21 protein-coding genes are annotated in these 20,138 nt (G+C 69.1%); 5 read left to right on the forward strand and 16 right to left on the reverse strand.

Annotation, left to right across the window (positions count from 1 at the left end; genetic code table 11):
• Nucleotides 1-304: 304 nt before the first annotated feature.
• The 7 genes from H074_RS09630 to H074_RS09660 all read right to left on the reverse strand — a co-directional run bounded on the left by H074_RS09630 (nt 305) and on the right by H074_RS09660 (nt 6,545).
• Nucleotides 305-1,051 (reverse strand): SIR2 family NAD-dependent protein deacylase, encoded by a 747-nt coding sequence (locus H074_RS09630; RefSeq protein ID WP_007029831.1) that lies wholly within the window; start codon nt 1,049-1,051, stop codon nt 305-307.
• A 15-nt stretch (nt 1,052-1,066) separates the two neighbouring features.
• The gene (locus tag H074_RS09635) at nt 1,067-2,266 is read right to left on the reverse strand and encodes a L,D-transpeptidase (protein ID WP_039921988.1); all 1,200 of its coding nucleotides are present in this window, start codon (nt 2,264-2,266) and stop codon (nt 1,067-1,069) included.
• A 108-nt stretch (nt 2,267-2,374) separates the two neighbouring features.
• Entirely contained in the window at nt 2,375-3,241 is an 867-nt protein-coding gene (locus H074_RS09640; RefSeq protein WP_007029833.1) for a patatin-like phospholipase family protein, read from the reverse strand.
• Between the two features lie 9 nt (nt 3,242-3,250).
• Complete coding sequence (locus H074_RS09645; RefSeq protein WP_007029834.1) at nt 3,251-3,913, reverse strand: DedA family protein; 663 nt, start codon at nt 3,911-3,913, stop codon at nt 3,251-3,253.
• Nucleotides 3,914-3,974: 61 nt separating this feature from the next.
• A complete protein-coding gene (gene lipA / locus H074_RS09650) occupies nt 3,975-4,976 on the reverse strand; it encodes a lipoyl synthase (protein ID WP_007029835.1) in 1,002 nt (333 codons plus the stop codon).
• A gap of 37 nt (nt 4,977-5,013) precedes the next feature.
• Nucleotides 5,014-5,970 carry an oxidoreductase gene (locus tag H074_RS09655; protein WP_007029836.1) on the reverse strand — a complete coding sequence of 319 codons (957 nt, stop codon included), beginning with the start codon at nt 5,968-5,970 and terminating at the stop codon, nt 5,014-5,016.
• A gap of 44 nt (nt 5,971-6,014) precedes the next feature.
• Entirely contained in the window at nt 6,015-6,545 is a 531-nt protein-coding gene (locus H074_RS09660) for a hypothetical protein (RefSeq protein WP_007029837.1), read from the reverse strand.
• 132 nt (nt 6,546-6,677) lie between these two features.
• Here H074_RS09660 and H074_RS09665 point away from each other — a divergent pair, with 132 nt between their 5' ends.
• Together H074_RS09665 and H074_RS09670 are read left to right on the forward strand one after the other, a co-directional pair.
• Nucleotides 6,678-7,295, forward strand: a complete 618-nt coding sequence (locus H074_RS09665; RefSeq protein ID WP_039921991.1) for a TetR/AcrR family transcriptional regulator — start codon at nt 6,678-6,680, stop codon at nt 7,293-7,295.
• Nucleotides 7,296-7,321: 26 nt separating this feature from the next.
• Entirely contained in the window at nt 7,322-8,257 is a 936-nt protein-coding gene (locus tag H074_RS09670; protein ID WP_007029839.1) for an LLM class F420-dependent oxidoreductase, read from the forward strand.
• 63 nt (nt 8,258-8,320) lie between these two features.
• Here the strand turns inward: H074_RS09670 and H074_RS09675 are convergent, their stop codons facing one another.
• From H074_RS09675 to lpdA, 6 genes are all read right to left on the reverse strand, one after another.
• Nucleotides 8,321-8,617, reverse strand: a complete 297-nt coding sequence (locus H074_RS09675; protein ID WP_007029840.1) for a hypothetical protein — start codon at nt 8,615-8,617, stop codon at nt 8,321-8,323.
• A 61-nt stretch (nt 8,618-8,678) separates the two neighbouring features.
• Nucleotides 8,679-9,422 carry a lipoyl(octanoyl) transferase LipB gene (gene lipB / locus H074_RS09680; RefSeq protein ID WP_007029841.1) on the reverse strand — a complete coding sequence of 248 codons (744 nt, stop codon included), beginning with the start codon at nt 9,420-9,422 and terminating at the stop codon, nt 8,679-8,681.
• Between the two features lie 10 nt (nt 9,423-9,432).
• Nucleotides 9,433-10,047, reverse strand: a complete 615-nt coding sequence (locus H074_RS09685) for a phosphatase PAP2 family protein (protein ID WP_007029842.1) — start codon at nt 10,045-10,047, stop codon at nt 9,433-9,435.
• Nucleotides 10,044-10,928, reverse strand: coding sequence for a TIGR01777 family oxidoreductase (locus tag H074_RS09690; RefSeq protein WP_007029843.1), 885 nt, complete (start codon nt 10,926-10,928; stop codon nt 10,044-10,046). The genes H074_RS09685 and H074_RS09690 overlap by 4 nt, the downstream gene beginning before the upstream one ends.
• Nucleotides 10,929-11,152: 224 nt before the next feature.
• The gene (gene sucB / locus H074_RS09695) at nt 11,153-12,919 is read right to left on the reverse strand and encodes a 2-oxoglutarate dehydrogenase, E2 component, dihydrolipoamide succinyltransferase (RefSeq protein ID WP_039921993.1); all 1,767 of its coding nucleotides are present in this window, start codon (nt 12,917-12,919) and stop codon (nt 11,153-11,155) included.
• 56 nt (nt 12,920-12,975) lie between these two features.
• Nucleotides 12,976-14,349: a dihydrolipoyl dehydrogenase gene (gene lpdA, locus H074_RS09700; RefSeq protein ID WP_007029845.1), complete on the reverse strand. Its 1,374-nt coding sequence runs from the start codon at nt 14,347-14,349 to the stop codon at nt 12,976-12,978.
• A 214-nt stretch (nt 14,350-14,563) separates the two neighbouring features.
• Here lpdA and H074_RS09705 point away from each other — a divergent pair, with 214 nt between their 5' ends.
• Complete coding sequence (locus H074_RS09705) at nt 14,564-14,908, forward strand: hypothetical protein (RefSeq protein WP_020630431.1); 345 nt, start codon at nt 14,564-14,566, stop codon at nt 14,906-14,908.
• 375 nt (nt 14,909-15,283) lie between these two features.
• Here the strand turns inward: H074_RS09705 and H074_RS09710 are convergent, their stop codons facing one another.
• Together H074_RS09710 and H074_RS09715 are read right to left on the reverse strand one after the other, a co-directional pair.
• Nucleotides 15,284-16,267, reverse strand: coding sequence for an SMI1/KNR4 family protein (locus H074_RS09710; protein ID WP_007029847.1), 984 nt, complete (start codon nt 16,265-16,267; stop codon nt 15,284-15,286).
• Between the two features lie 424 nt (nt 16,268-16,691).
• Nucleotides 16,692-18,194, reverse strand: coding sequence for a leucyl aminopeptidase (locus tag H074_RS09715; protein ID WP_007029848.1), 1,503 nt, complete (start codon nt 18,192-18,194; stop codon nt 16,692-16,694).
• Nucleotides 18,195-18,305: 111 nt separating this feature from the next.
• Here H074_RS09715 and H074_RS09720 point away from each other — a divergent pair, with 111 nt between their 5' ends.
• Together H074_RS09720 and H074_RS09725 are read left to right on the forward strand one after the other, a co-directional pair.
• Nucleotides 18,306-19,181, forward strand: a complete 876-nt coding sequence (locus tag H074_RS09720) for a hypothetical protein (protein WP_235096714.1) — start codon at nt 18,306-18,308, stop codon at nt 19,179-19,181.
• Complete coding sequence (locus H074_RS09725; protein ID WP_007029850.1) at nt 19,174-19,800, forward strand: ribonuclease FAU-1 family protein; 627 nt, start codon at nt 19,174-19,176, stop codon at nt 19,798-19,800. Before H074_RS09720 ends, H074_RS09725 begins: the two co-directional genes overlap by 8 nt.
• On the opposite strand, the gene H074_RS09730 is transcribed toward H074_RS09725, so the two are convergent.
• On the reverse strand, nt 19,797-20,108 hold the full coding sequence (locus H074_RS09730) for a hypothetical protein (RefSeq protein ID WP_007029851.1): 312 nt from the start codon (nt 20,106-20,108) through the stop codon (nt 19,797-19,799). The genes H074_RS09725 and H074_RS09730 overlap by 4 nt on opposite strands.
• Nucleotides 20,109-20,138: the final 30 nt, after the last annotated feature.

Raw genomic sequence — 20,138 nt, forward strand, 5'->3', positions numbered from 1 at the left:
TAAGCCTGACAGCGCCGATGGTACTGCAACCGAAGGGTTGTGGGAGAGTAGGACACCGCCGGACTAAAATTAAAGAATAAAGGGGCCCAGGTCGGTCGAGAACCCAGAGTTCTCCCGACCTGGGCCCTTTTCTCATGTCTCCAAACCCGTCACACGCGTGCCTGAACCCGGGACATGCGTGCTCAGAGACGGAACACCCCTGATCACGCGAGTTCCGGCTCTGAGCACGTGAGTTCCGCGTTCAGGCACGCGAGTGACGGGGCTGGGCACGTGAGGGGCGGGGCGGCCGGACGCATTCAGAGGACTAATTGCGGGAGCGGACGAGGGCGGGGAGGGATTCGGCGAGGGGGCCGCGGACGACAGCCGTCGCCATGGAGTCGTAGGGTGTCTCGGAGCCGTTGCAGATCACCACGTCGGCCCCGGCCCGGGAAGCGACACTCACCAGCGAGGCCGCCGGCTGCACGCTCAACGAGGACCCGGCGACGAGCAGGAGATCACCGGAGGACACCGCGGCCCGTGCGGCCCGGAGCAAATCCTGGTCCAGGTGCTGGCCGAAAGAGACGGTGGCCGACTTCAGGATGCCGCCGCACATCAGACAGGGCGGATCGGCCTCACCCGCCCGGACGCGTTCCAGCGTCGACCACATGTCCCGATGATCGTCGCAGGACAGGCAAACGGACTCGAACATCGTCCCGTGCAGTTCCAGCACCTGCTCCGGTGGGGAGCCCGCCTTTTGGTGCAGCCGGTCGATGTTCTGGGTGACGATGTGAGTCGGAGAGAGGCGCTCGAGCGCGTAGTGCGCCGCGTTCGGTACCGCGTCCCAGCCGGGGTGCACCAGCCGCGCCTGCCAAGTCCGTTCCCGGACTTCGCGGCTGCTTCGATACGCCTGGAGGTTGGACATCTTCTCCGCGCCCGGATCGCGGGTCCACAGGCCCTGCGGACCGCGGAAGTCCGGGATCCCCGAATCGGTGGAGATCCCGGCGCCGGTCAGAGCGACGATCCGGCCGGCGCCAGCCACGAGTGAGCGGGCCGTGCTCAGGGTGCTGGTCACCGGCCCATCATGCCGCTATTTGAGCGCGCTGCCCGCCTGCCAGTCCGCCCACGACTTCGACCAGTCGCCGTAGAGGTCCCACACCGGAAGCTGCGGGCCACCGGAGTTGGTCACCTCGACTACGTCGCCGAGCCCCAAGTTCTGGAAGAACCACTGGGCGTTGGCGGCGTTGAGGTTGATGCAGCCGTGCGACACGTTCGAGCTGCCCTGCGCGCCGACGCTGTTCGGGTTCTCGTGGACGAACTCACCGTCGTTGGAGATGCGGAGCGACCACTTCTCGTTCGACTTGTAGTACCCCGGCTGGCCCTGGCAGACGCCGTAGGTGCACGAGTCCATCGTGTAATTCTCGTGTTTGTCCGAAATGACGTGCGCGCCCAAATGCGTCGGCGTGGCGTCCTTGCCCATGGAAATGGGCATCGACTTCACCATCTGGCCGTTGTGGAAGATCTGCATCTGCTCGGTGTTGCCGTCGGCCTTCGCGACCCAGGAATCGTGCACTTTGTACGTTTCGGTGCGGTCGGTCGCGCCGTACACGCCATTGCCGAAATCGACGCCGTAGATCATCGCCGACACCTTGAGTGTCGTCCCCGGCTGCCAGTACACCTTGGGGCGGTAATGAACGTTCTTGTCGTCGATCCAGTACCAGGAGCCCTCCTGTTTCGGCGTGGACTCCACGGACAGCTTCTTCTCCACCTCGGCCTTGTTCTTCACCGGCTGACCGAAAGCGAACACGATCGGCTGCCCGACGCCGACACCACCGGAGGCGACGGCTGACGGAGCCGGGATGAGGTTCGGGTTCGCCTGCTGCTTCGGGCTCAGCGTGGAGACCCTGCTCTGCTGCTCGACAGGCTTCCCGTCGGCGCCCTGGGCATGCGCCACGATCTTGTAAGTGCTGCCGTAGCCGAGCGGTTCGGTGGTCTTCCAGCTGAGCCCGTCGCCCGCCAGTTCGCCCTTGACCTTGGTGCCTTTGTCGGCGTTGCTGACCGTGACGTCGATCAGCTTGCCGTGCTCGGCCTTGACCACCACGGGGGTCGCCGGATTGACGTTCGCCCCGCCCGCCGGATCAATGGTCACCGAAACCTGGCTTTTGTCCGATCCCGCACTGGTGCTGGATGAATTCGGAGTACCAGGGTCGCCCGAGGACGAGCAGGCCGAGATCAGCAGTATCGCGGCGAGTATTCCGGCAGTCGAAAGTAATGTCTTCTTGGGAAACATGAGGTTCTCTCTTTAAAAGTAACCAGTTACGTCGCTCGATCTCCGGAATGTTCTCTCTTTCAAAACTACGCGAGGAAGAAGACGTGACCGATGCCGGATGGTTGCTTGTCACGCCACGACGAGACCGGGGGCACCATAAAGACCGGGGCCGTCGACGCTCAATTCACCCAAATAGGTCTTCGCGGCATGGTAGGCCTCGGCGGTCAGCGTCGTGGTGTGGCTGAAGTCCAGCGGGCTGACCCGCACCGGCTTCGGCCCCGGCACGTACACCACGGGCACTTCGGCCGCGGCGATCGGAGCCTCCAGGACCGCCTGGTTCCGCATGCTGATCATCGCGGTGAACATCATCACCTCGGCGAAGGTCTGCGGGGTGCCGGGCATCTTGCCGGGGAAGGCGCAGTCGAGGACGACGAGCGACTTCGCGCCCATGGCGAGCGCCTGGCGCATCGGCACGTTGGCGACCAGGCCGCCGTCGTACAGCATGCGCTCCCCGAAGGGCACCGGCGGATAGATCCCCGGAATCGCGCAGCTGGCCAGCAGGGGCGCCAGAACGGGCCCTGAGCGGATGAGGAGCGGCTCGGCGGTGTCGACGTCCGTCGCGACGACGCCCAGCGGCAGCGCGAGATCCTCGAACCGGGCACCGTCGCCGATGTGCTCGTCGACGATCGCGGCGAGACCGGTGTTGGGAAACAGGTTGGTCTTGCTGTGCCGGAGGGTCCGCACCTGGCTGAGCACGCCGCCGGGGAACGCCTCGTGCCGCGTCATCCGCGACCAGATCCGGTCCAGCCGGTCACCCGCTTCGCCGCCGAGCGCGAGGACGGCGGCGTTCAGTGAACCCACCGAGGTGCCGACGACGAGGTCGGGGGTGATCCCGGCTTCCGTGAGCGCCCGCAGCATCCCGACCTGCATGGCCCCGAGACTGCCGCCACCACCGAGGACGAAACCGATCGGCTGGGGCAGGTTCAGGGCGGCCATGCCCGGAATCTAGTCTGCCGCGCCGATCTTCGCCGGGGTGGCTTCCTCGGCCGTGACGGCGAGCGCCTTCTTCTTTTTGTAGCGCAGCAGGAAGAACACGGCGACGCCGACGAGCACGCCGACGATGACCAGACCACCGGTGTTGAGCGCGCCTTCGACCTTCTTGGCGGCCTCACCGAGGGCGGCGCCGATGCCGATGTGGATGGCCGACCAGCAGGCCGCGCCCGCCGCGGCGGCGGGCAGGAACTTGCGGAACGGCAGGCCCGAGGTCCCGGACGCCGCCGGGGTCAGCGTGCGGATCACCGGGAGGAACCGCGCGAAGAACACCGCCCACGCGCCTCGTCGTTCGAGTACACCCGTCGCCTTGTCCCAGGCGTCGAGGCCGTATTTGCGGATCAACTTCGTCTCGCGCAGACGCGGACCGAAGCGTTTGCCGATCGCGTAGCCGAGCGAGTCACCGAGTGCGGCGCAGACCGTCACGACGGCCCATAGGGTCAGGAAGCGCGAGACCGACGTCGCCGTCGTGGCCGCGACCAGCAGCCCCGATTCACCGGGGGCGATGAAGCCGAGCCCGATGGTGCATTCGGCGAACACCAGTCCGCCGGTCGCCGCGACCAGTCCCGGTTCCGGGAGTCCTTGCAGCCAAGTGAGAAGATCGGTTACCAACGCCACCAGGTCACTTTACTGATCCGTGACCTGGTGGGTGGCGATGTCGCGAAGAGGGTGACCGGAGTCACCGGGCCAGCAGTGAGCTGGCTTCCTGGGCCGCGGGGCCTTCGGCGGCGAGGTGGGCCAGGTTCTCCGACAGCGGTTCGCCGCGGTGAGCCTTCGTCTGCGCGAACAGCCGTCCGGCACGGTACGAGGAGCGTACGAGCGGCCCGGCCATGACGCCGGCGAAACCCATCGCTTCGGCGGCTTTCGAGTGCTCGACGAACTCTTCGGGCTTGACCCACCGATCCACCGGATGATGCCTCGGCGAAGGCCGCAGGTACTGGGTGATCGTCAGGATCTCGCAGCCCGCGTCGACCAGGTCCTTCATGGCGGGTGCGACCTCGTCGGGGGTCTCGCCCATGCCGAGGATGAGGTTCGACTTCGTCACCAGACCGGCCTCACGGGCCTTCGTGATGACCTCCAGCGACCGCGCGTAGCGGAAACCGGGCCGGATGCGCTTGAAGATCCGCGGCACCGTCTCCACGTTGTGCGCCAGCACCTCGGGGCGGGAACCGAAGACTTCGGCGAGCTGCTCCGGATCCGCGTTGAAGTCCGGGATCAGCAACTCGACACCGGTGCCGGGGTTCAGCGCGTGAATCTGCCGGACGGTCTCCGCGTACAACCACGCACCACCGTCTTCGAGATCGTCACGGGCGACGCCGGTTACCGTGGAGTAGCGCAGGCCCATCGCCTGGACGCTCTCGGCGACCTTGCGCGGCTCGGTGCGGTCCAGCTCGGCGGGCTTGCCCGTGTCGATCTGGCAGAAGTCGCATCGGCGCGTGCACTGGTCGCCACCGATCAGGAACGTCGCCTCACGGTCTTCCCAGCATTCGTAGATGTTGGGACAGCCGGCTTCTTCGCAGACGGTGTGGAGGCCTTCGCGGCGCACCAGGCCTTTGAGTTCGGTGAACTCCGGACCCATCCGGGCGCGCGTCTTGATCCACGACGGCTTCTTTTCGATGGGAGTCTGGGAATTCCGGACCTCGAGCCGCAACAACTTGCGGCCATCTGGGGCAGCACTCACACCGCCACCCTACGCCCGCCGGAGTAGTGGTCGCCGCTCACGCGGGGTCGGGGGTGACGCCCGTCAACTTGGTGGTCACGTCCCATAACGCGGCGCCGAGCGATTCGCTTCTCGCGGGGGCCAGAGGGCGCACCTTGACCGGGGCACCGCGAAGTCCGCCGAGCCCGCGCGGGCCGATGTAATCGCCGCCTTCGACCTCGGGGGAGGTCGCCGCGAACAGCTGCGGGAGCGTGCCCTGGCGGGTGTTCTGCGCGATGAAGATCTCGCCGATTCGGTTGCCCGCGGCGATGAGCGTGCGCACCACCGGGTTGCGGTACGAGCGGGCCATCCCCGAACCGAGTCCGGTCCACGTGTAGCCGGGGTGCGCCGCCACGCTGATGACGTCCTCGCCCGCGGCGCGCAGTCTGCGGTCGAGTTCGAGCGCGAACACCTGATTGGCGAGTTTCGACTGGCCGTAGGCCGAGCCCGGGTTGTACATCCGGCGTTCGAAGTTCGGGTCGGCGACGTCGATGCGCGCGCCTGTCGCCGCGACGCTCGACAAGGTGACGACACGCGCCCCCGAGCCGTTGCGCAGTGACGGCATCAGCAGCCAGGTCAGCACCGCGTGCCCGAGATGGTTCGTGCCGAACTGGGTTTCGAAGCCGTCCATGGTGTGGCCGCGCGGGGTCGCCATCACGCCCGCGTTGTTGACCAGGAGGTCGAGCTTGCCGCCCGACAACTCCTGGACCTTCTTCGCGGCTTCGCGGACCGAGTCGAGGTCGGCGAGGTCCAGCGGGACGAGTTCGGGCGCTTCCCCGGTCGCGGCCGCACGCACCTGCTCCAGCGCCTTGGCGCCGCGCTCCGGCGACCGGCAGCCGAGCAGCACGCGGGCCCCCTTGCCCGCGAGTACCTCGGACATCCGCAGCCCGAGTCCCGAGTTCGCCCCGGTGACGAACACGGTCCGGCCGGTCTGATCCGGGATGTCGGCCTCGGTCCAGCGCGCGTGAGCAGCCATGCCGGTCACCTAACTACATAGTCGGCTGTGCCGCTACGCCCACGTCAGGCGCTCGGCGCGAGCAATCGGAGCAGGTGCCCCATCGGGCTGCGGCGGCGGGCGGGCTTCGCGTGCCGTCCGTGCCGGAGCAGGGTGGCGAACGCGCTGCCGACCTTGGTGATCTCGTCGGCCGGTTCCTTGCCGTCGGCCAGCCCCGCCGTCAGCGCGAGAGTGCGCAGTTCGGCTTCGTGCGACGGGATCAGCGCGGGGCACCGTTCGAGGGCCGCGTCGAGAACGGCGCGGAGCGTCTCGTGTTCGGCGATGGCGCTGTTCCAGGCGCGGGTGACGGCTTCGACCCTGTCGAGCGCGAGGTCCTGGTCGGCGTAGTCCGGATCGGTCATCTCGGCGCGGAGGCGACCGGCGAACACCTGGTTCCACTTGTACTGAAGCGCGACCAGAAGCTCGTCTTCGGTCGCGAAGTACTTGGTGGCCCCGGGGATTTCTTCGAGTGAGATCGCGTCCGACGGGTGGTGACCCGCCTGGCGCAGTGCGGCTTCGAGGATGTCGCGCCGCTGGTAGAAGTCGTTCCAGCTCATGATGTGGGCTCCCCTCCGTGACCCGGTTCATACCGCAGGTTTGCGGCATACTCCCGGTACGGACCTGACAGCAGCCAACATACCATGGGTATGGAGTGGGACCGGCGGCGTAAAGTTGTGAAGGTGGCGACAATGAGGTCAAGGCGGCTGGACTATTCCGAGTCCACCCGGTCGGCACTCGTCGAGAGTGCCGTGGAGCTGTTCACCAAACGCGGGTACGCCGGCACGTCTCTCGACGAGATCGCCAAGCGGGCCAGGGTGACGAAAGGCGCGCTCTACCACCATTTCAGTGGGAAACAGGCGCTGTTCGAGGCTGCCTTCGACACGGTCGAGAGCCACGTCTTCGACAGGCTCGAAAAGATCATGAACGGCCCGGCCTCACCGTGGGAGCGGGCGCTCGCCGGGTTGCGCGGCTTCCTGCAGAGCTGCCTCGACCCGGCGTACCAGCGCATCGCGATCCACGAGGCGCCGGTGGTGATGGGCTGGGAGCGCTGGCGCGAGGCGGAGGAACGGTGCAGCTTCGGCCTGGTCCGCACCGGGATCCAGTCGCTCATCGAGGTCGGCGAGGTCGACGACGTCCCGGTGGACGTCACCGCGCGGCTGCTGTTCGGCGCGCTGTCGAGCGCCGCGATCGAGATCGCGAGTTCGCCGGAACCGAAGAAGGTCAGCGCCCAGGTCGAAGAGGTCCTGGTGCGGTTGCTGGTCGGTTTCCGCCGCGTTCCGCCCGCTGAGCACGGGAAAGCGAGCTGACGGAGCCGCGTCTATAGAGTGGCTTCGTGGACCTCAGGATCTTTACCGAGCCCCAGCAGGGGGCCAGTTACGAAGACCTGCTCCGGGTGGCGAAGGCCACCGAGGACGCGGGCTACGACGCCTTCTTCCGCAGCGATCACTACTTGAAGATGGGTTCGGCGACCGGGCTGCCGGGGCCGACAGATGCGTGGATCACCCTCGCGGGTCTCGCCCGTGAGACCCGCCGTGTCCGGCTGGGCACTCTTGTCACCGCTGCCACGTTCCGGCATCCGTCGGTGCTCGCGATCTCGGTCGCGCAGGTGGACCAGATGTCCGGTGGCCGCGTCGAACTCGGCCTTGGTTCGGGCTGGTACGACGACGAGCACACCGCCTACGGCCTCGACCTGCCGCCGATCAAGGAGCGCTTCGACCGCTACGCCGAGCAGCTCGCCGTCGTCACCGGGCTGTGGGAGACGCCGGAAGGGGAGACGTTCTCCTTCGACGGCGAACACTACAAGCTCGCCGACTCGCCCGGCCTGCCGAAGCCGGCGCAGCGGCCCCGGCCGCCGGTGATCATCGGAGGTGGCGGCAAGAAGCGCACTCCGGCGCTCGCCGCTCGCTACGCGGATGAGTTCAACCTGCCCTTCGTGGGCACGGAGTTCGCCGCCGAGCAGTTCGGCCGCGTCGACGACGCCGCGCGCGAGATCGGCCGCGACCCCAAGGAGATCATCCGCTCGGCCGCGCTCGTCGTCGCCGTGGGCCGTGACGAGGCCGAGGTCGCGAAGCGCGCTTCGGTGATCGGGCGCGAGGTTTCCGAGCTGCGGGAGAACGGGCTCGCGGGGACGCCGTCGGAGGTCGTGGAGAAGATCGGGCAGTGGCGGGAGAAGACCGGGATCACCCGGCTCTACCTGCAGCTACTGGACCTCTCGGATCTGGACCAGATCGACCTGATCGCGTCCGAGATCGCGCCTCAGCTGGACTGAAGTACATGAAGGCCCCCTTCCTTGCGCCAGGCGCAAGGAAGGGGGCCTTCATGTACTGGCGGGTCACTCGATCTCGACGCCGATGTCCAGGATCTTCGCCGGCCAGGTGATGGTGAGGTGGGACTCCGCCCCGTGGACTGCCCATTCGCCCAGCGCGTTGCCGCAGACCGGGCTGCAGTTGTACGCGGTCACCCGGTACCTGTGGTCGCCGTACGCGGTGCAGCTCGCCCAGGCATACTTCGCCCCGTCGTGGCCGCCGGTGCAGCCGGGCGGTGGCGTGGCCGACGCCGCCGCGGGCAGACTCACCGAAGCGGCGACCGCGATACCGGCCGCCGCCAGAACGCGCGAAAACTTGCGCATGACTTCCTCCCAGTACGACCACCGGCGTTTCCGGCGGTCTTACCGGTGATCTTCGCAGAGGTCAGTTCCGCAGGGCGAACGTGACGCCCGGCGCCGCGGGGGCCTCGGGGCGCGGCAGCCAGCGCTCGTCGCTCACCGGCAGGTCGCCTTCCAGCGCCGCGAGCACGGCTTCGCGCGCCATCGGCAGCACCGACGCCACGGTGACCTCGCGGTCGAGCTCGTAGGAAAGCGACGTCACGCCCGCGTCCCGGATGCCGCACGGGACGATCTTGTCGAAGGCGCCCAGGTCGGCGTTGCAGTTCAGCTCGAAACCGTGCATGGTCACGCCGCGCTGGACGCGGATGCCGATCGCGGCGATCTTCCGCTCCACGCCGCGATCGTCGGCGGGGATCCAGACGCCGCTGCGGCCCTCGACCCGGCCGGTGTGCACGCCGAGCTGGTCGCAGACGGTGATCAGGGCCTCTTCGAGACGCCGCACGTAGTGCACGACGTCGATCGGGTCGGCGAGTTTGATGATCGGGTAACCGACCAGCTGGCCGGGTCCGTGCCAGGTGATCTTGCCGCCGCGGTCGACGTCGATCACCGGGGTGCCGTCGGTCGGCCTGTCCTCCGCTTCGGTGCGCTTGCCCGCGGTGTACACCGACGGGTGCTCCAGCAGCAGCATGGTGTCGGGGCCTTCGCCGTCGGCACGGGCTGTCACGTGCCGTCGCTGGAGTTCCCAGGCTTCGGTGTAGTCGATCGTCCCGATCTCACGGACGTCGACGGGCTCGGTGGCGGCACGGCATGACGTGGTCGAAGAGCTCACGTCAGCGACACTACGCCGGGTCTTTCGGCAGGGGGAGCAGGCCCAGCCCGGCCGCCGAAATCAGGCCGACGCCGCCCACCGCGAGCACGGATCCCGCGGTGTCGGTCAGCCAGTGCACGCCCAGCACGATGCGGCAGAGGGCGCCGATCACCGTCGCCGCGGTGACGATCGTGATCGCGAGGCGCGTGAGGTGCGGGCGGGTCCACGCGCACAGCAGTACCGCGACGAACCCGGTGCACGCGACGGCGACCACGTGTCCGCTCGGATAGCTCAGATCGGGGAATTCGCGAGGCCGCTCCCGGTAGAAGGCCGGTTTCGCGATCAGGCTGGTCATGCGGCACAGCAGCAGGACGACGGCCAGCTTGACGCACAACACGGTCAGGTCCCGGCGGCGCCAGGCGATCACCACCAGCACCGCGCCCAGCGCGAACGGCAGGACCGGGCCGAGGACGTTCGTGATCAGGCCCGCCACCTGCCCGGCGGGCCGGGTGTGCTGGTCGCGGAACGCGTCGGCGAGGGCGACGTCCACCGGTGGCGGCCGCTCGTCGACGAACAGCCCGAGTGTGACGAAGCCGACCAGCAGCAGTAATCCGGCAAGGGTGTACAGGCCGCGCCGCAAGGTCATGTCGCGGCGGCCAGGGCGTCCTCGAGGGTCGGATGGCGGAACGCGTATCCCGCCTCCTCCAGTGCACGGGGTATGGCACGCTGCCCGAACAGCGCCATCTCCTCGGCCGCCTGTCCGAGGGCGATCTTCATGGCGAACCCCGGTACCTGCCAGATCGCCGGCCGGTGCACGGCGTGGCCCAGTGCCTTCGTGAACGCGGCGTTCGTGGCGGGCTGCGGTCCCGAGAGGTTCACCGCGCCCGACAGCGATTCGTTCTCCAGCGCGAACACGATCGCGCCGACCTCGTCGTCGAGCGAGATCCAGGGCATGTACTGCTTGCCGTCGCCGAGTTTCCCGCCGAGGCCCAAGCGGAACAGCGGCCGCAACACGTCCAGGAGCCCGCCCTCGCGCGCGAGCACCAGCCCGGTGCGGATTCGCACGACACGGGCACCCGCGGTGGCCGCGGTCTCGGTGGCGCCTTCCCACGCGGTGCAGAGTTCGGCGAGGAAACCGCGTCCCGCCGGACTCGTCTCGTCCACAAGGGACGGACCGGGATCGCCGTAGTAGCCGACGGCGGACGCGTTGACCAGCACGGGGATCCCGTGTTCGGCGACGGCTTCCGCCAGCACCTCCGTCGGTTCGACCCGGCTGTCGAGGAGGACCTGTTTGCGGGCCGCGCTCCAGCGTCCGGGCAGCAGTGGCGCGCCCGCGAGGTTCACCACGCCGTCGACGCCGTCGAGCGCGCCGTCGGCGATCTCCCCGGCGGGAGGATCCCAGCGGCGCTCGTCGCTGCTTCGCTCCTCTCGGCGCACCAGGCGGACCACTTCGTGTCCGGAGCCGCGCAGCCGCTTCGTCAGGGAGGTGCCGATCAGTCCGCTCGCGCCCGCGATCAGAACTCGCATGATCCGATCGTGTCCTATCCGCGATCCGGCCGCACGCTCAGGTTCTTCAGTGGCCCGGCGACGTCCGATGCGGGTTCGATGGCGGGGCGAGGGTGGCGAGTGCCCAGTGGTTGCGGGTCCGGGTGCTCGCCGTACCGCAAGCAGGTGACGAATTGCGGGGGGAGAAAGGCGAAGGCCCCCGCCCCGCCGAAGCGGGACGAGGGCCTTCACGGACTACCGGAGGATCAGAGACCGAGCTCGTCCTCGAAGTTGCCCTCTTCCAGACGCTGCTTGATCGTCGTGACGAAGCGGCCCGCGTCGGCCCCGTCCACCAGGCGGTGGTCGTAGGTCAGCGGCAGGAACGCCATCGACCGGACGGCGATCGTGTCGTTGCCGTCGGCGTCCGCGATCACGACCGGGCGCTTCACGACCGCGCCGGTACCGAGCATGCCGGACTGCGGCTGCACGATGATCGGCGTGTCGAACAGGGCGCCGTTGGAGCCGATGTTCGTGATCGTGAAGGTGCCGCCCGACAGCTCGTCCGGCTTGATCTGGCCCGAACGCGCGCGGCCGGCCAGGTCGGCGATGCGGTGCGCGAGACCGGCGAGGCTGAGCTCACCCGCGTCGTGGATGACCACCGACAGCAGACCCTTTTCGGTGTCCACCGCGATCCCCAGGTGCACCGCACCGTGGTAGGTGATCTCCTTCGTGTCCTCGTTGTAGGACGCGTTGACGTTCGGGTGCTGCTTGAGCGCTTCGACGGTGGCCTTCGCGAAGAACGGCAGGAACGTCAGGTTGACGCCCTCGCGCTCCTTGAAGGCCGCCTTCGCCCGCTGGCGGAGCTTGGCGATCTTCGTGACGTCCACCTCGTGGACCTGCGTGAGCTGCGCGGAAACCTGCAGCGACTCGCGGGTCTTCGTGGCGGTGATCTGCCGGATCCGGCTGGCCTTCTGCACGGTGCCGCGCAGGGCCGCGAGCTCCGGCGAAACCGCGGCCTTGCGCGGAGCCGACGGGGCGGCGGCCGGGGCGGCGGCGGGCTGGGCGGCGGGCTGCTCGGCGGGAGCCGGGGCGGCCTTCTGCTTGGCCTCGGCGGCCGCGAGCACGTCCTGCTTGCGGATGCGGCCACCGACACCGCTGCCGGTCAGCGACGACAGGTCGATGCCGTGCTCCGAAGCGAGCTTGCGGACCAGCGGCGTCACGTACGGCGCGTTGTCCGAGCCGTTGTCGCTGCTCGCCGCGGCGGGCTTCGGCGCGGGCTGGGCGGCGGGCTTCGGCGCCTCGGCGGGCTTCGGCGCGGGAGCGGCTTCGGCCTTGGGCTCGGGCTTCGGTTCCGGCTTGGGTTCCGGCTTCGGCTCGGGCTTGGGTTCCGGCTTGGGCTCGGCCTTCGGGGCCGGAGCGGAACCGGCGGCACCGATCACCGCGAGCACGCCGCCGACCTCGACGGTTTCGTCCTCACCGGCGCGGATCTCCAGCACGGTGCCGGCGACCGGGGACGGGACCTCGGTGTCGACCTTGTCCGTGGAGATCTCGAGCAGCGGCTCGTCGACCTCGACGCTCTCGCCGACCTGCTTGAGCCACCGGGTGACGGTGCCCTCGGTGACGCTCTCGCCCAGCTCGGGCAGCTTCACCTCGGTGCCCTCGCCGCCCGAAGCCGGCGCGGTGTCCGGCTGGGACGGCGCGGAGGCCTGCTCCTGCGCGGGCTCCGGCTCCGGCTCGGGCTGCGCCTCTTCGGCGGCCGGCTCGGCGGAACCGGAGGACTCCGGCACCCCGCCGGTCCCGTCGTCGATGACGGCGAGCTCGCCGCCGACCTCGACGGTCTCGTCTTCCTGAGCGCTGATCTTCACGACCTTGCCGGCCACCGGGGACGGGACCTCGGTGTCGACCTTGTCCGTGGAGATCTCGAGCAACGGCTCGTCGACCTCGACGGTGTCGCCCTCCTGCTTCAACCACCGGGTGACGGTGCCCTCGGTGACGCTCTCACCGAGCTCCGGCAACGTGACGGAGTAGGCCATCGTTCGCTGACTCCCTTGATATGTCTTGCTTGGTCTGGTTCTTCGACGGTGAGACGTCAGCTGTGGACGTGCAGCGGCTTGCCCGCCAGGGCGAGGAACGCTTCACCGAGGGCCTCGGTCTGGGTGGGGTGCGCGTGGATGAGCGGGGCGACGTCCTCGGGGAACGCCTCCCAGCTGTAGATCAACTGCGCTTCGCCGATCAGCTCGCCGACGCGGTCGCCCACCATGTGCACGCCCACCACCGGCCCTTCCGGAGCCTTGATCAGCTTGACCCCGCCGGAGGTCTTGAGGATCTGGCTCTTGCCGTTGCCGCCGAGGTCGTAGGTGAAGGTGGTGACGTCGGAGCCGTACTTCTCCTTCGCCTGCGACTCGGTCAGGCCGACCGAAGCGACCTCGGGGTGCGAGTAGGTGACGCGCGGGATGCCGCTCTCGTCGATCACGCGCGGCTCCTGACCGGCGATCTCTTCCGCGACGAAGATGCCCTGCTGGAACCCGCGGTGCGCGAGCTGCAGGCCGGGGACGATGTCACCGACGGCGTAGACGTTCGGCAGGTTGGTGCGCAGGCGGTCGTCGGTCAGGACGAAGCCGCGCTCCATCTTGACGCCGGCCTCCTCGTACCCGTGCCCGGCCGAGTTCGGGCCGCGGCCCACGGCGACCAGCATCAGGTCGGCTTCGAGCGTCTCGCCGGACTCCAGCGACACGCTGACGCCGTTGTCGTCCTGCTTGGCGCCGGTGAACCGGACGCCGGTCTTGAACGCGATCTTGCGACGGCGGAAAGCGCGCTCGAGCTGCTTGGACGCGTACTCGTCCTCGTTCGGGACCAGGCGGGGCAGCGCCTCCACGATGGTGACGTCGACGCCGAAGGACGCCCAGACGGACGCGAATTCGACACCGATGACACCACCGCCGAGGACGATGGCCTTCTTCGGGATGTAGTCCAGCGAAAGCGCCTGCTCGCTCGCGATGATGCGGCCGCCCAGCTCCAGGCCGGGCAGCGTCTTCGAGTACGAGCCGGTGGCGAGGATGACGTTCTTGCCGGTGTAGCGGGTGCCGTCGACCTCGACGGTCGTGCCGCCGACGAACGTCCCGGTGCCCTCGACGAGGTTCACCTTGTGCGCCTTGGCCAGGCCCTGGAGGCCCTTGTACAGGCGCGAGATGATCCCGTCCTTGTACTTGTTGACGCCGGCGATGTCGATGCCTTCCAGCACGGCCTTGACACCGAAGGTCTCGGCGTCGCGGGTCTCGTCGGCGACCTCCGCCGCGTGCAGGAGGGCCTTGGTCGGGATGCAGCCTCGGTGGAGGCACGTCCCGCCAAGCTTGTCCTTTTCGATCAGGGTGACGGAAAGGCCCAGCTCGGCCGCGCGGAACGCGGCGGCGTAGCCGCCCGATCCGCCACCCAGGATCACAAGGTCGGCGGAGGTGTCGGTCACTTCAATAACTCCTCGGCAAGCGGTAGGGGTGGTGCTCTGGCGCCGCTTCGCGCGGTATACGCGCGCGCGGACACTCGCCATCTTGTCACTACGTGCGGAGAGGCTGCGACCTAGGCCGCGTCGTGTGACCCACGGGACACGGCCTGCCCGGGTCGCCACGGTGAGCACACGCCGGAGTCGGGATAATGGACATTGGACGCGAGTGGGAAGTGAGGTGGTCGGGGTGGGTCTGTTCGACTCGCTGCGCCGGCGCTCTAAAGGCGGGCAAAAGCCCGGTACGCTGCGGAAAGCCTCGTCAAACGACTTCAAGCATCTCGAAGAGTGGGCCTCTTCACGGACCGGTGTCGAGGCCTACGTGGAGCCCAAGACCAACGTCACGGAGACCACTGTCGTCCTCATCGCCCATGACGGTGAGTGGACCCGGCGCCGGATCGAGAGCCTGGACGCGGCGCAGCAGTTCGGCCACAAACGGTCGATCCCCGTGTACGAGGTGGCGCGGGTCGGCTACCCGAAGCGGATGCGGGAGTACACCGAGCGGAAGAAGCGAGGCGAAGCCTGACGTCTCGTGAGTGGTGAGGACGGTTCTGGCGGACCGGTATTCGCTTACCTGCTGGGCCTGACCTCGTCTTGGTGCCGTGGTGGAGCTGGTGCGGGTGGGGGTGTCGGCCGCCGGGTTTGAGCGGCACAGCCTTGATCAACGGAGGATTCGGGACGGTGAGCGTCCCGGATCTTCCGTTGATCAAGGTCCGGGGCGGGGGTCACCTCGCGTTGATGAAGGAATCGGGACGTTGAGTGTCCTGATTCCTTCATGGACGATCCCCATACCCGCTGGGATCGTCGCCCTCGTGCAGGTCAGCAGCAGGTAGGCAAACACCGGTCCGTTCTAACCGTCCTCACCACTCACGAGACCGGACCGATGCGCGCCCGGCGGATTTCACGCGGATTGCGCCAGAAGGAGCAGGTGCCGCTCCAGCAGTGCCCGGAACGTCGGATGCACCGTCGTCCCCAGTGCCGGGTCGATCTCGACCGTCCGCCACTGCTCGCCGGCGGCCGTCAGCAGCACGACGGCCGGGTCCGCGATCACGACGACGCCGCCTTCCGCGCGCAGTTCCGCCGTGCCGAGCAGACGGGGGAAGACGACGTCGGCGGGCAGACCGTCGCAGGTCAGGAGAAACTCGCGGTAGTCGTCGGGCAGCCGGAGCCCGAGTCGTGCCTCGGCCGCGCCGATGGTGCGGAGTGACGCCGCCGGGGGAGCGGTGCCTCCGCCGCGCAGCCGGAGAATGCCCGCGATCATCTCGCGCCAGGAGCCGGTTTCGGGTGGATAGCGCTCGTACAGCGCCGCGACCAGCGCCCCGGCGCACAGTTCCGTCCAGCCGCCGAGCCCGAGTGGGTCGGCTCCCGCGATCAGGCGTGGCGCGAGGCGTCTCGACGCGGCCGGCACGGCGACGTCCGGGCGGCCCTGTCGGGCGGCGATCCCGGCCCAGGCGTCGAGGTCGCCTCGTGCGACGGCCTCGCGCAGCCGATCCGGGCGCGACGGCCCGAGGTGGGAGACGGCCTCGCCGATCGGGGAGCCGCCGAGCAGACCGTCGAGATCGGACACCCGCCGGGTGAGGTAGTCCTCGTGGGCGCGCTCCTCGGCGTCGAGATCGAGCGGAGTCAGCGCCGCGGCCCACTCCGGCCGCGCCCCTCGCGCTTCGAAGAGCATCGCCCACGCGCGGGCCTGCACGGCGCCGGGGACGAGCGCGGTGACGGGACGTTCGGTGAGCGCGTGCCAATGCGTGATCAGCCTGTCGGCCTCCGGCATCGCGCCGGACGCGGCGAACAGCAGCGCCGCGTGCCCGATCCGGTCGTCGAGCGTCGCGTCGTCACCGCTCAGCACATCCCTGATCGCGCCTTCGAGATACGCGTCCCTGTCCACGGAATCGACCTTGCCACACCGGGTTCTTCTCCGGCGCGCACCACGGTGTCCGGCCATTTTCCCGCACGGCGACCTGCATGTCACGCGCACCGGGACACCGCCGCTCAAGGTTTCCTTCCACGCTCAGGTGTGTTCGGCTTTCTTGCACCGCACAAACCGGTCGGGCAGCGATTCGACGGACTGCCTTCGATCAATCCGGCGACGGAGATGGTCACTCCTGGGGATCCGGGTGTCCACCTGTTCCAGGTCCGCTGGGGCAACGTCCATCCGGTCGGGCGACTTCGGTGTCGTGGTCAGCGGCTGGGGTGAGCTTTCCCTGTGGCGGAGGGGTTTTCGCCGTCGTCGTGAAGTACATGAAGGCCTCCTTCCTTGCGCCTGGCGCAAGGAAGGAGGCCTTCATGTACTTGGGGCCTTTGCGAGCAGGTCAGCCGTTCGCCGCGATGTCCGCGAGGACCGCGGCGATGGTACGGACCGGGACGCCGGTGCCGCCCTTGCCGGTGTAGCCCCACGGGCCGGCGGTGTTGAACGACGGGCCCGCGATGTCGATGTGCGCCCAGGGCAGGCCCTCGGTGACGAACTCGCGCAGGAAGATGCCCGCGGCGAGCATGCCGCCCCAGCGGTGCCCGGTGACGTTGGCCAGGTCGGCGAGGCGCGAATCGAGGTCGGCGCGCAGTTCCTCCGGCAGCGGCATGGCCCAGCCGCCCTCACCGGTGGCCTGCGCGATGGAGGCGACGCGGTCACGGAACTCGTCCGAGCCCATGACACCCGCGGTGCGGTTGCCCAGCGCGACCACCTGCGCGCCGGTCAGCGTGGAGGTCTCGATCAGGTAGTCGGGGTTCTCCTCGCCCGCGCGCACGATCGCGTCGGCCAGCACGAGGCGGCCTTCGGCGTCGGTGTTGAGCACCTCGACGGTCTTGCCGCCGTACATGCTGAGCACGTCGCCCGGCCGGTACGAGGTGGCCGAGGGCAGGTTCTCCGCCAGCGGGATGTGCGCGACGACCTCGAGCGGGTACTTCAGCTTCGCGGCCAGCACCACGGAGGCGAGCACGGCGGCCGCGCCCGACATGTCCGAGGTCATGTGGTCCATGTTCGCGGCGGGCTTGATCGAGATGCCGCCCGAGTCGAAGGTGATGCCCTTGCCGACCAGCGCGACCTTCTTCGAAGCCTTCGACGGCTTGTAGGCGACGCGCAGCAGGCGCGGCTGCCGCGACGAACCGCCGCCGACGCCGAGGATGCCACCGAAGCCCTTGCGCTTGAGAGCCTTCTCGTCGAGGACCTCGAAGTCGAGGTTGTTCGCCTCGGCCAGGGTCTTCGCGCGGTCGGCGAAGGAGGCCGGGAACAGGTCGTTCGGCGGGGTGTTGATCAGGTCGCGGGCGATGATCACCGACTCCGCGATCAGGCCGGCGGCCTTCAGCGTCGCCTTGTGGTCCTTGGCGGTGCCCTCCTCGGGGCTCACGAAGTCGACCTTGGCGACCGGGCCGTCACCCTTCTCGGAGCGGTACTCGGTGAAGTCGTAGGCGCCGAGCGCGGTGCCCTCGACGGCGGCCTGCAGGTCGATCGCCGACAGCGTGACGAACGCGCGGTCGGTTCCGCTCAGCGCCCGCGCGGCGGCACCGGCGCCCCGGCGGACCTGCTCGGCGGTGACGCCGTCCGCGCCGGCCTTGCCGAGGCCGACGGCGAGCACGACACCGGCGGACAGTTTGCCCAGCGTCGGTACCTTGACGATCTCGTCGGCCTTGCCGGACGCGCCGAGCGTGCCGAGGACCTCGGCGAGCTTGCCGTCGAAGGCGGCGTCGGCGACGGAGGAACCGGCGGCGAGGGCCAGACCGTCCTCGCCCTCACACGTGCCGATGACGACGACGTCGGCGCGCGTCTTGGCAAGCGCCGCTTCGGCGTTCTCGGTCAGGGCAAGCTTCGGCACGGTCACTTCTGGCTCCTCGCGCGTTCGCGGTGGTACCGGGCGGCCGCCCGGTTGGATCGTGAGCCATGCTAATGACAGCAGGACCTGGGGGAACAGCGGGGCCGACGGGGTCACTCGGTGTACAGGAAGGGAGACGGCGTGCGGCTGGCGGGCGGTCTGCTCATCGCGCTGGCGGTGGGCACCTCCGGAGCGGATTACTGGGTACTGCTCGCCGCCGTGGTCGCGGTCGTGCTCGCCGTCGCGGCCGAGGCAGTGCTGCCGCCGGTGGGAGACACCCGGCCCGAGCGGATCGCGGGCTCCGTTTCACGGCTGGGCCTGGTCCTGGTTTTCGCGGCGACGTTCGGGCAATACCTCTTCCCCTCGGCCCCGGGACTCGCCGCCGCGGTTTTCGTCGTCGTGGTCGCGGTCGCCGACCTGGCCGGGGTCCGCCTCGGCGACTACGCCGCCCGCTGGGTCACCGGCCTGCTTCTGGCCGCGGCCGCGTCCCTGATCGCGATCTGTGTCGGCATCCCGCCCTTGGCGCAGTTCATCGCGCCGGATCCGCCGTCCGTACCCGGTCTCGGCCTCGCCGTGCTGGTGCTGCTGCCGTTCCTGCTGCCCCGCCGTCCCGGCGCGGGCCGCGCGGCCGCGGTGGGCGCGGTGGCCGTGGCGATCACCGCCGTCGCCCTCTACCAGCTGGGACCGATCCGGCTGGGGCTCTCGGCGACGTCGTTCCGTGAACTCCTCGCCGCGGCCGACGCGGTCTCGCTGCTGCCGGTGCTGACCGTGGTGGTCGCCGTGGCGACCGTGCCGGTCGCGGTGGACGCCTTCACCGACGGCCGGGAGCGGCTTTCCCCGGAACGTCCGAAGGCGACACTCGCTTGTGGACTGATCGTGGCCGTCGCCGCGGCCTTCGCTGGGCCGGTCGTGGCCCTCGGGCTCGCGGGAGTGGGAACGCTCGCCGAACTGGTTCTGCGGGTCCGCGCCCGTCGGTACCGTGCAAGGCGTGCGTGATCCTCTCTGGACCCCGGGCGACACGGTCGTCGAACGCTTCCTGCGACCGGACGGCTCGATCGGCCAGCATCACCCGCTGCGTGTCATCGCCGACGACGGCACCGTGCTGCTCGGCTGGCTGCCCGCGGACACCCCGATCGTCGGCAGCAGGCTCGCCGACGGGCGGCTCTTCCGTGAGGCGCCGCTCGAGGAGAGGTTCCGGGTGCCGAGGGTGCGGGTGGCCGACTTCTGGCGCGACACCTCGACGCTGCGCCGCATCGCCGACGACGAATGGTCGTCGGTCTGGTGGTTCTTCGACGCCGACGGCCACTTCCTGAACTGGTACGTCAACCTCGAGGTCCCGCTGGGGCGCACGCGGTCGGGACCCGACCGGATCGACGGCATCCTCGACGTGGCCGTCGAGCCCGGCGGACGCTGGCAGTGGAAGGACGAGGACGAGGCCGAGGAGGCCGTCCTCGCCGGCCGCATCACCGCCGGTCAGCTCGAGCGACTGCGCGCCGAGGGCGAGCGGATCGGGGCGCTCGCGGACGCCGGGCGTTTCCCCTTCGACGGGACGTGGACCGACTTCCGGCCCGACCCGGACTGGCCCGCGCCCGGTCTGCCCGACGGGTTGCTCTAGCTCACCTGCAGAAGCAGGAGCAGCACCAGCACGACGTTGATCACCGTGAGGATGACAACCGATTTGGTGGACAGCTCGCGCGGGAACACCTTGCCGTGAATGCTCTTCCACCAGAAGATGCCGAAGAAACCGGCGATCAGGCCGAGAAACGCGCCGAAGCCGCTGTCGAGCAGGGCCCACCCGTCCATCATCAGCACGCCGGTGCCGAAGGTGAGCAGCACGGCCGTCACGAACGTCTTCACGTCGGCCCCCGCGCCGGGGGTGGCGGGCTGGGCCGGGTGGGCGGGCTGCATCTGGTTGTACGTCACGCCGCCATCCTAGGGGCGCGAGGTCTCTCG

The organism is Amycolatopsis decaplanina DSM 44594 (assembly GCF_000342005.1).
GTDB classification, from domain to species: Bacteria; Actinomycetota; Actinomycetes; order Mycobacteriales; family Pseudonocardiaceae; genus Amycolatopsis; species Amycolatopsis decaplanina.

What these genes read in the sequence shown, in the direction of transcription:
- sucB (WP_039921993.1), bottom strand. Translation starts at nt 12,919, where the DNA reads ATGGCCTACTCCGTCACGTTGCCGGAGCTCGGTGAGAGCGTCACCGAG.
- H074_RS09690 (WP_007029843.1), bottom strand. Translation starts at nt 10,928, where the DNA reads ATGCGAGTTCTGATCGCGGGCGCGAGCGGACTGATCGGCACCTCCCTG.
- H074_RS09665 (WP_039921991.1), top strand. Translation starts at nt 6,678, where the DNA reads ATGAGGTCAAGGCGGCTGGACTATTCCGAGTCCACCCGGTCGGCACTC.
- H074_RS09640 (WP_007029833.1), bottom strand. Translation starts at nt 3,241, where the DNA reads ATGGCCGCCCTGAACCTGCCCCAGCCGATCGGTTTCGTCCTCGGTGGT.
- H074_RS09685 (WP_007029842.1), bottom strand. Translation starts at nt 10,047, where the DNA reads ATGACCTTGCGGCGCGGCCTGTACACCCTTGCCGGATTACTGCTGCTG.
- H074_RS09660 (WP_007029837.1), bottom strand. Translation starts at nt 6,545, where the DNA reads ATGAGCTGGAACGACTTCTACCAGCGGCGCGACATCCTCGAAGCCGCA.
- H074_RS09655 (WP_007029836.1), bottom strand. Translation starts at nt 5,970, where the DNA reads ATGGCTGCTCACGCGCGCTGGACCGAGGCCGACATCCCGGATCAGACC.
- H074_RS09675 (WP_007029840.1), bottom strand. Translation starts at nt 8,617, where the DNA reads ATGCGCAAGTTTTCGCGCGTTCTGGCGGCGGCCGGTATCGCGGTCGCC.
- H074_RS09635 (WP_039921988.1), bottom strand. Translation starts at nt 2,266, where the DNA reads ATGTTTCCCAAGAAGACATTACTTTCGACTGCCGGAATACTCGCCGCG.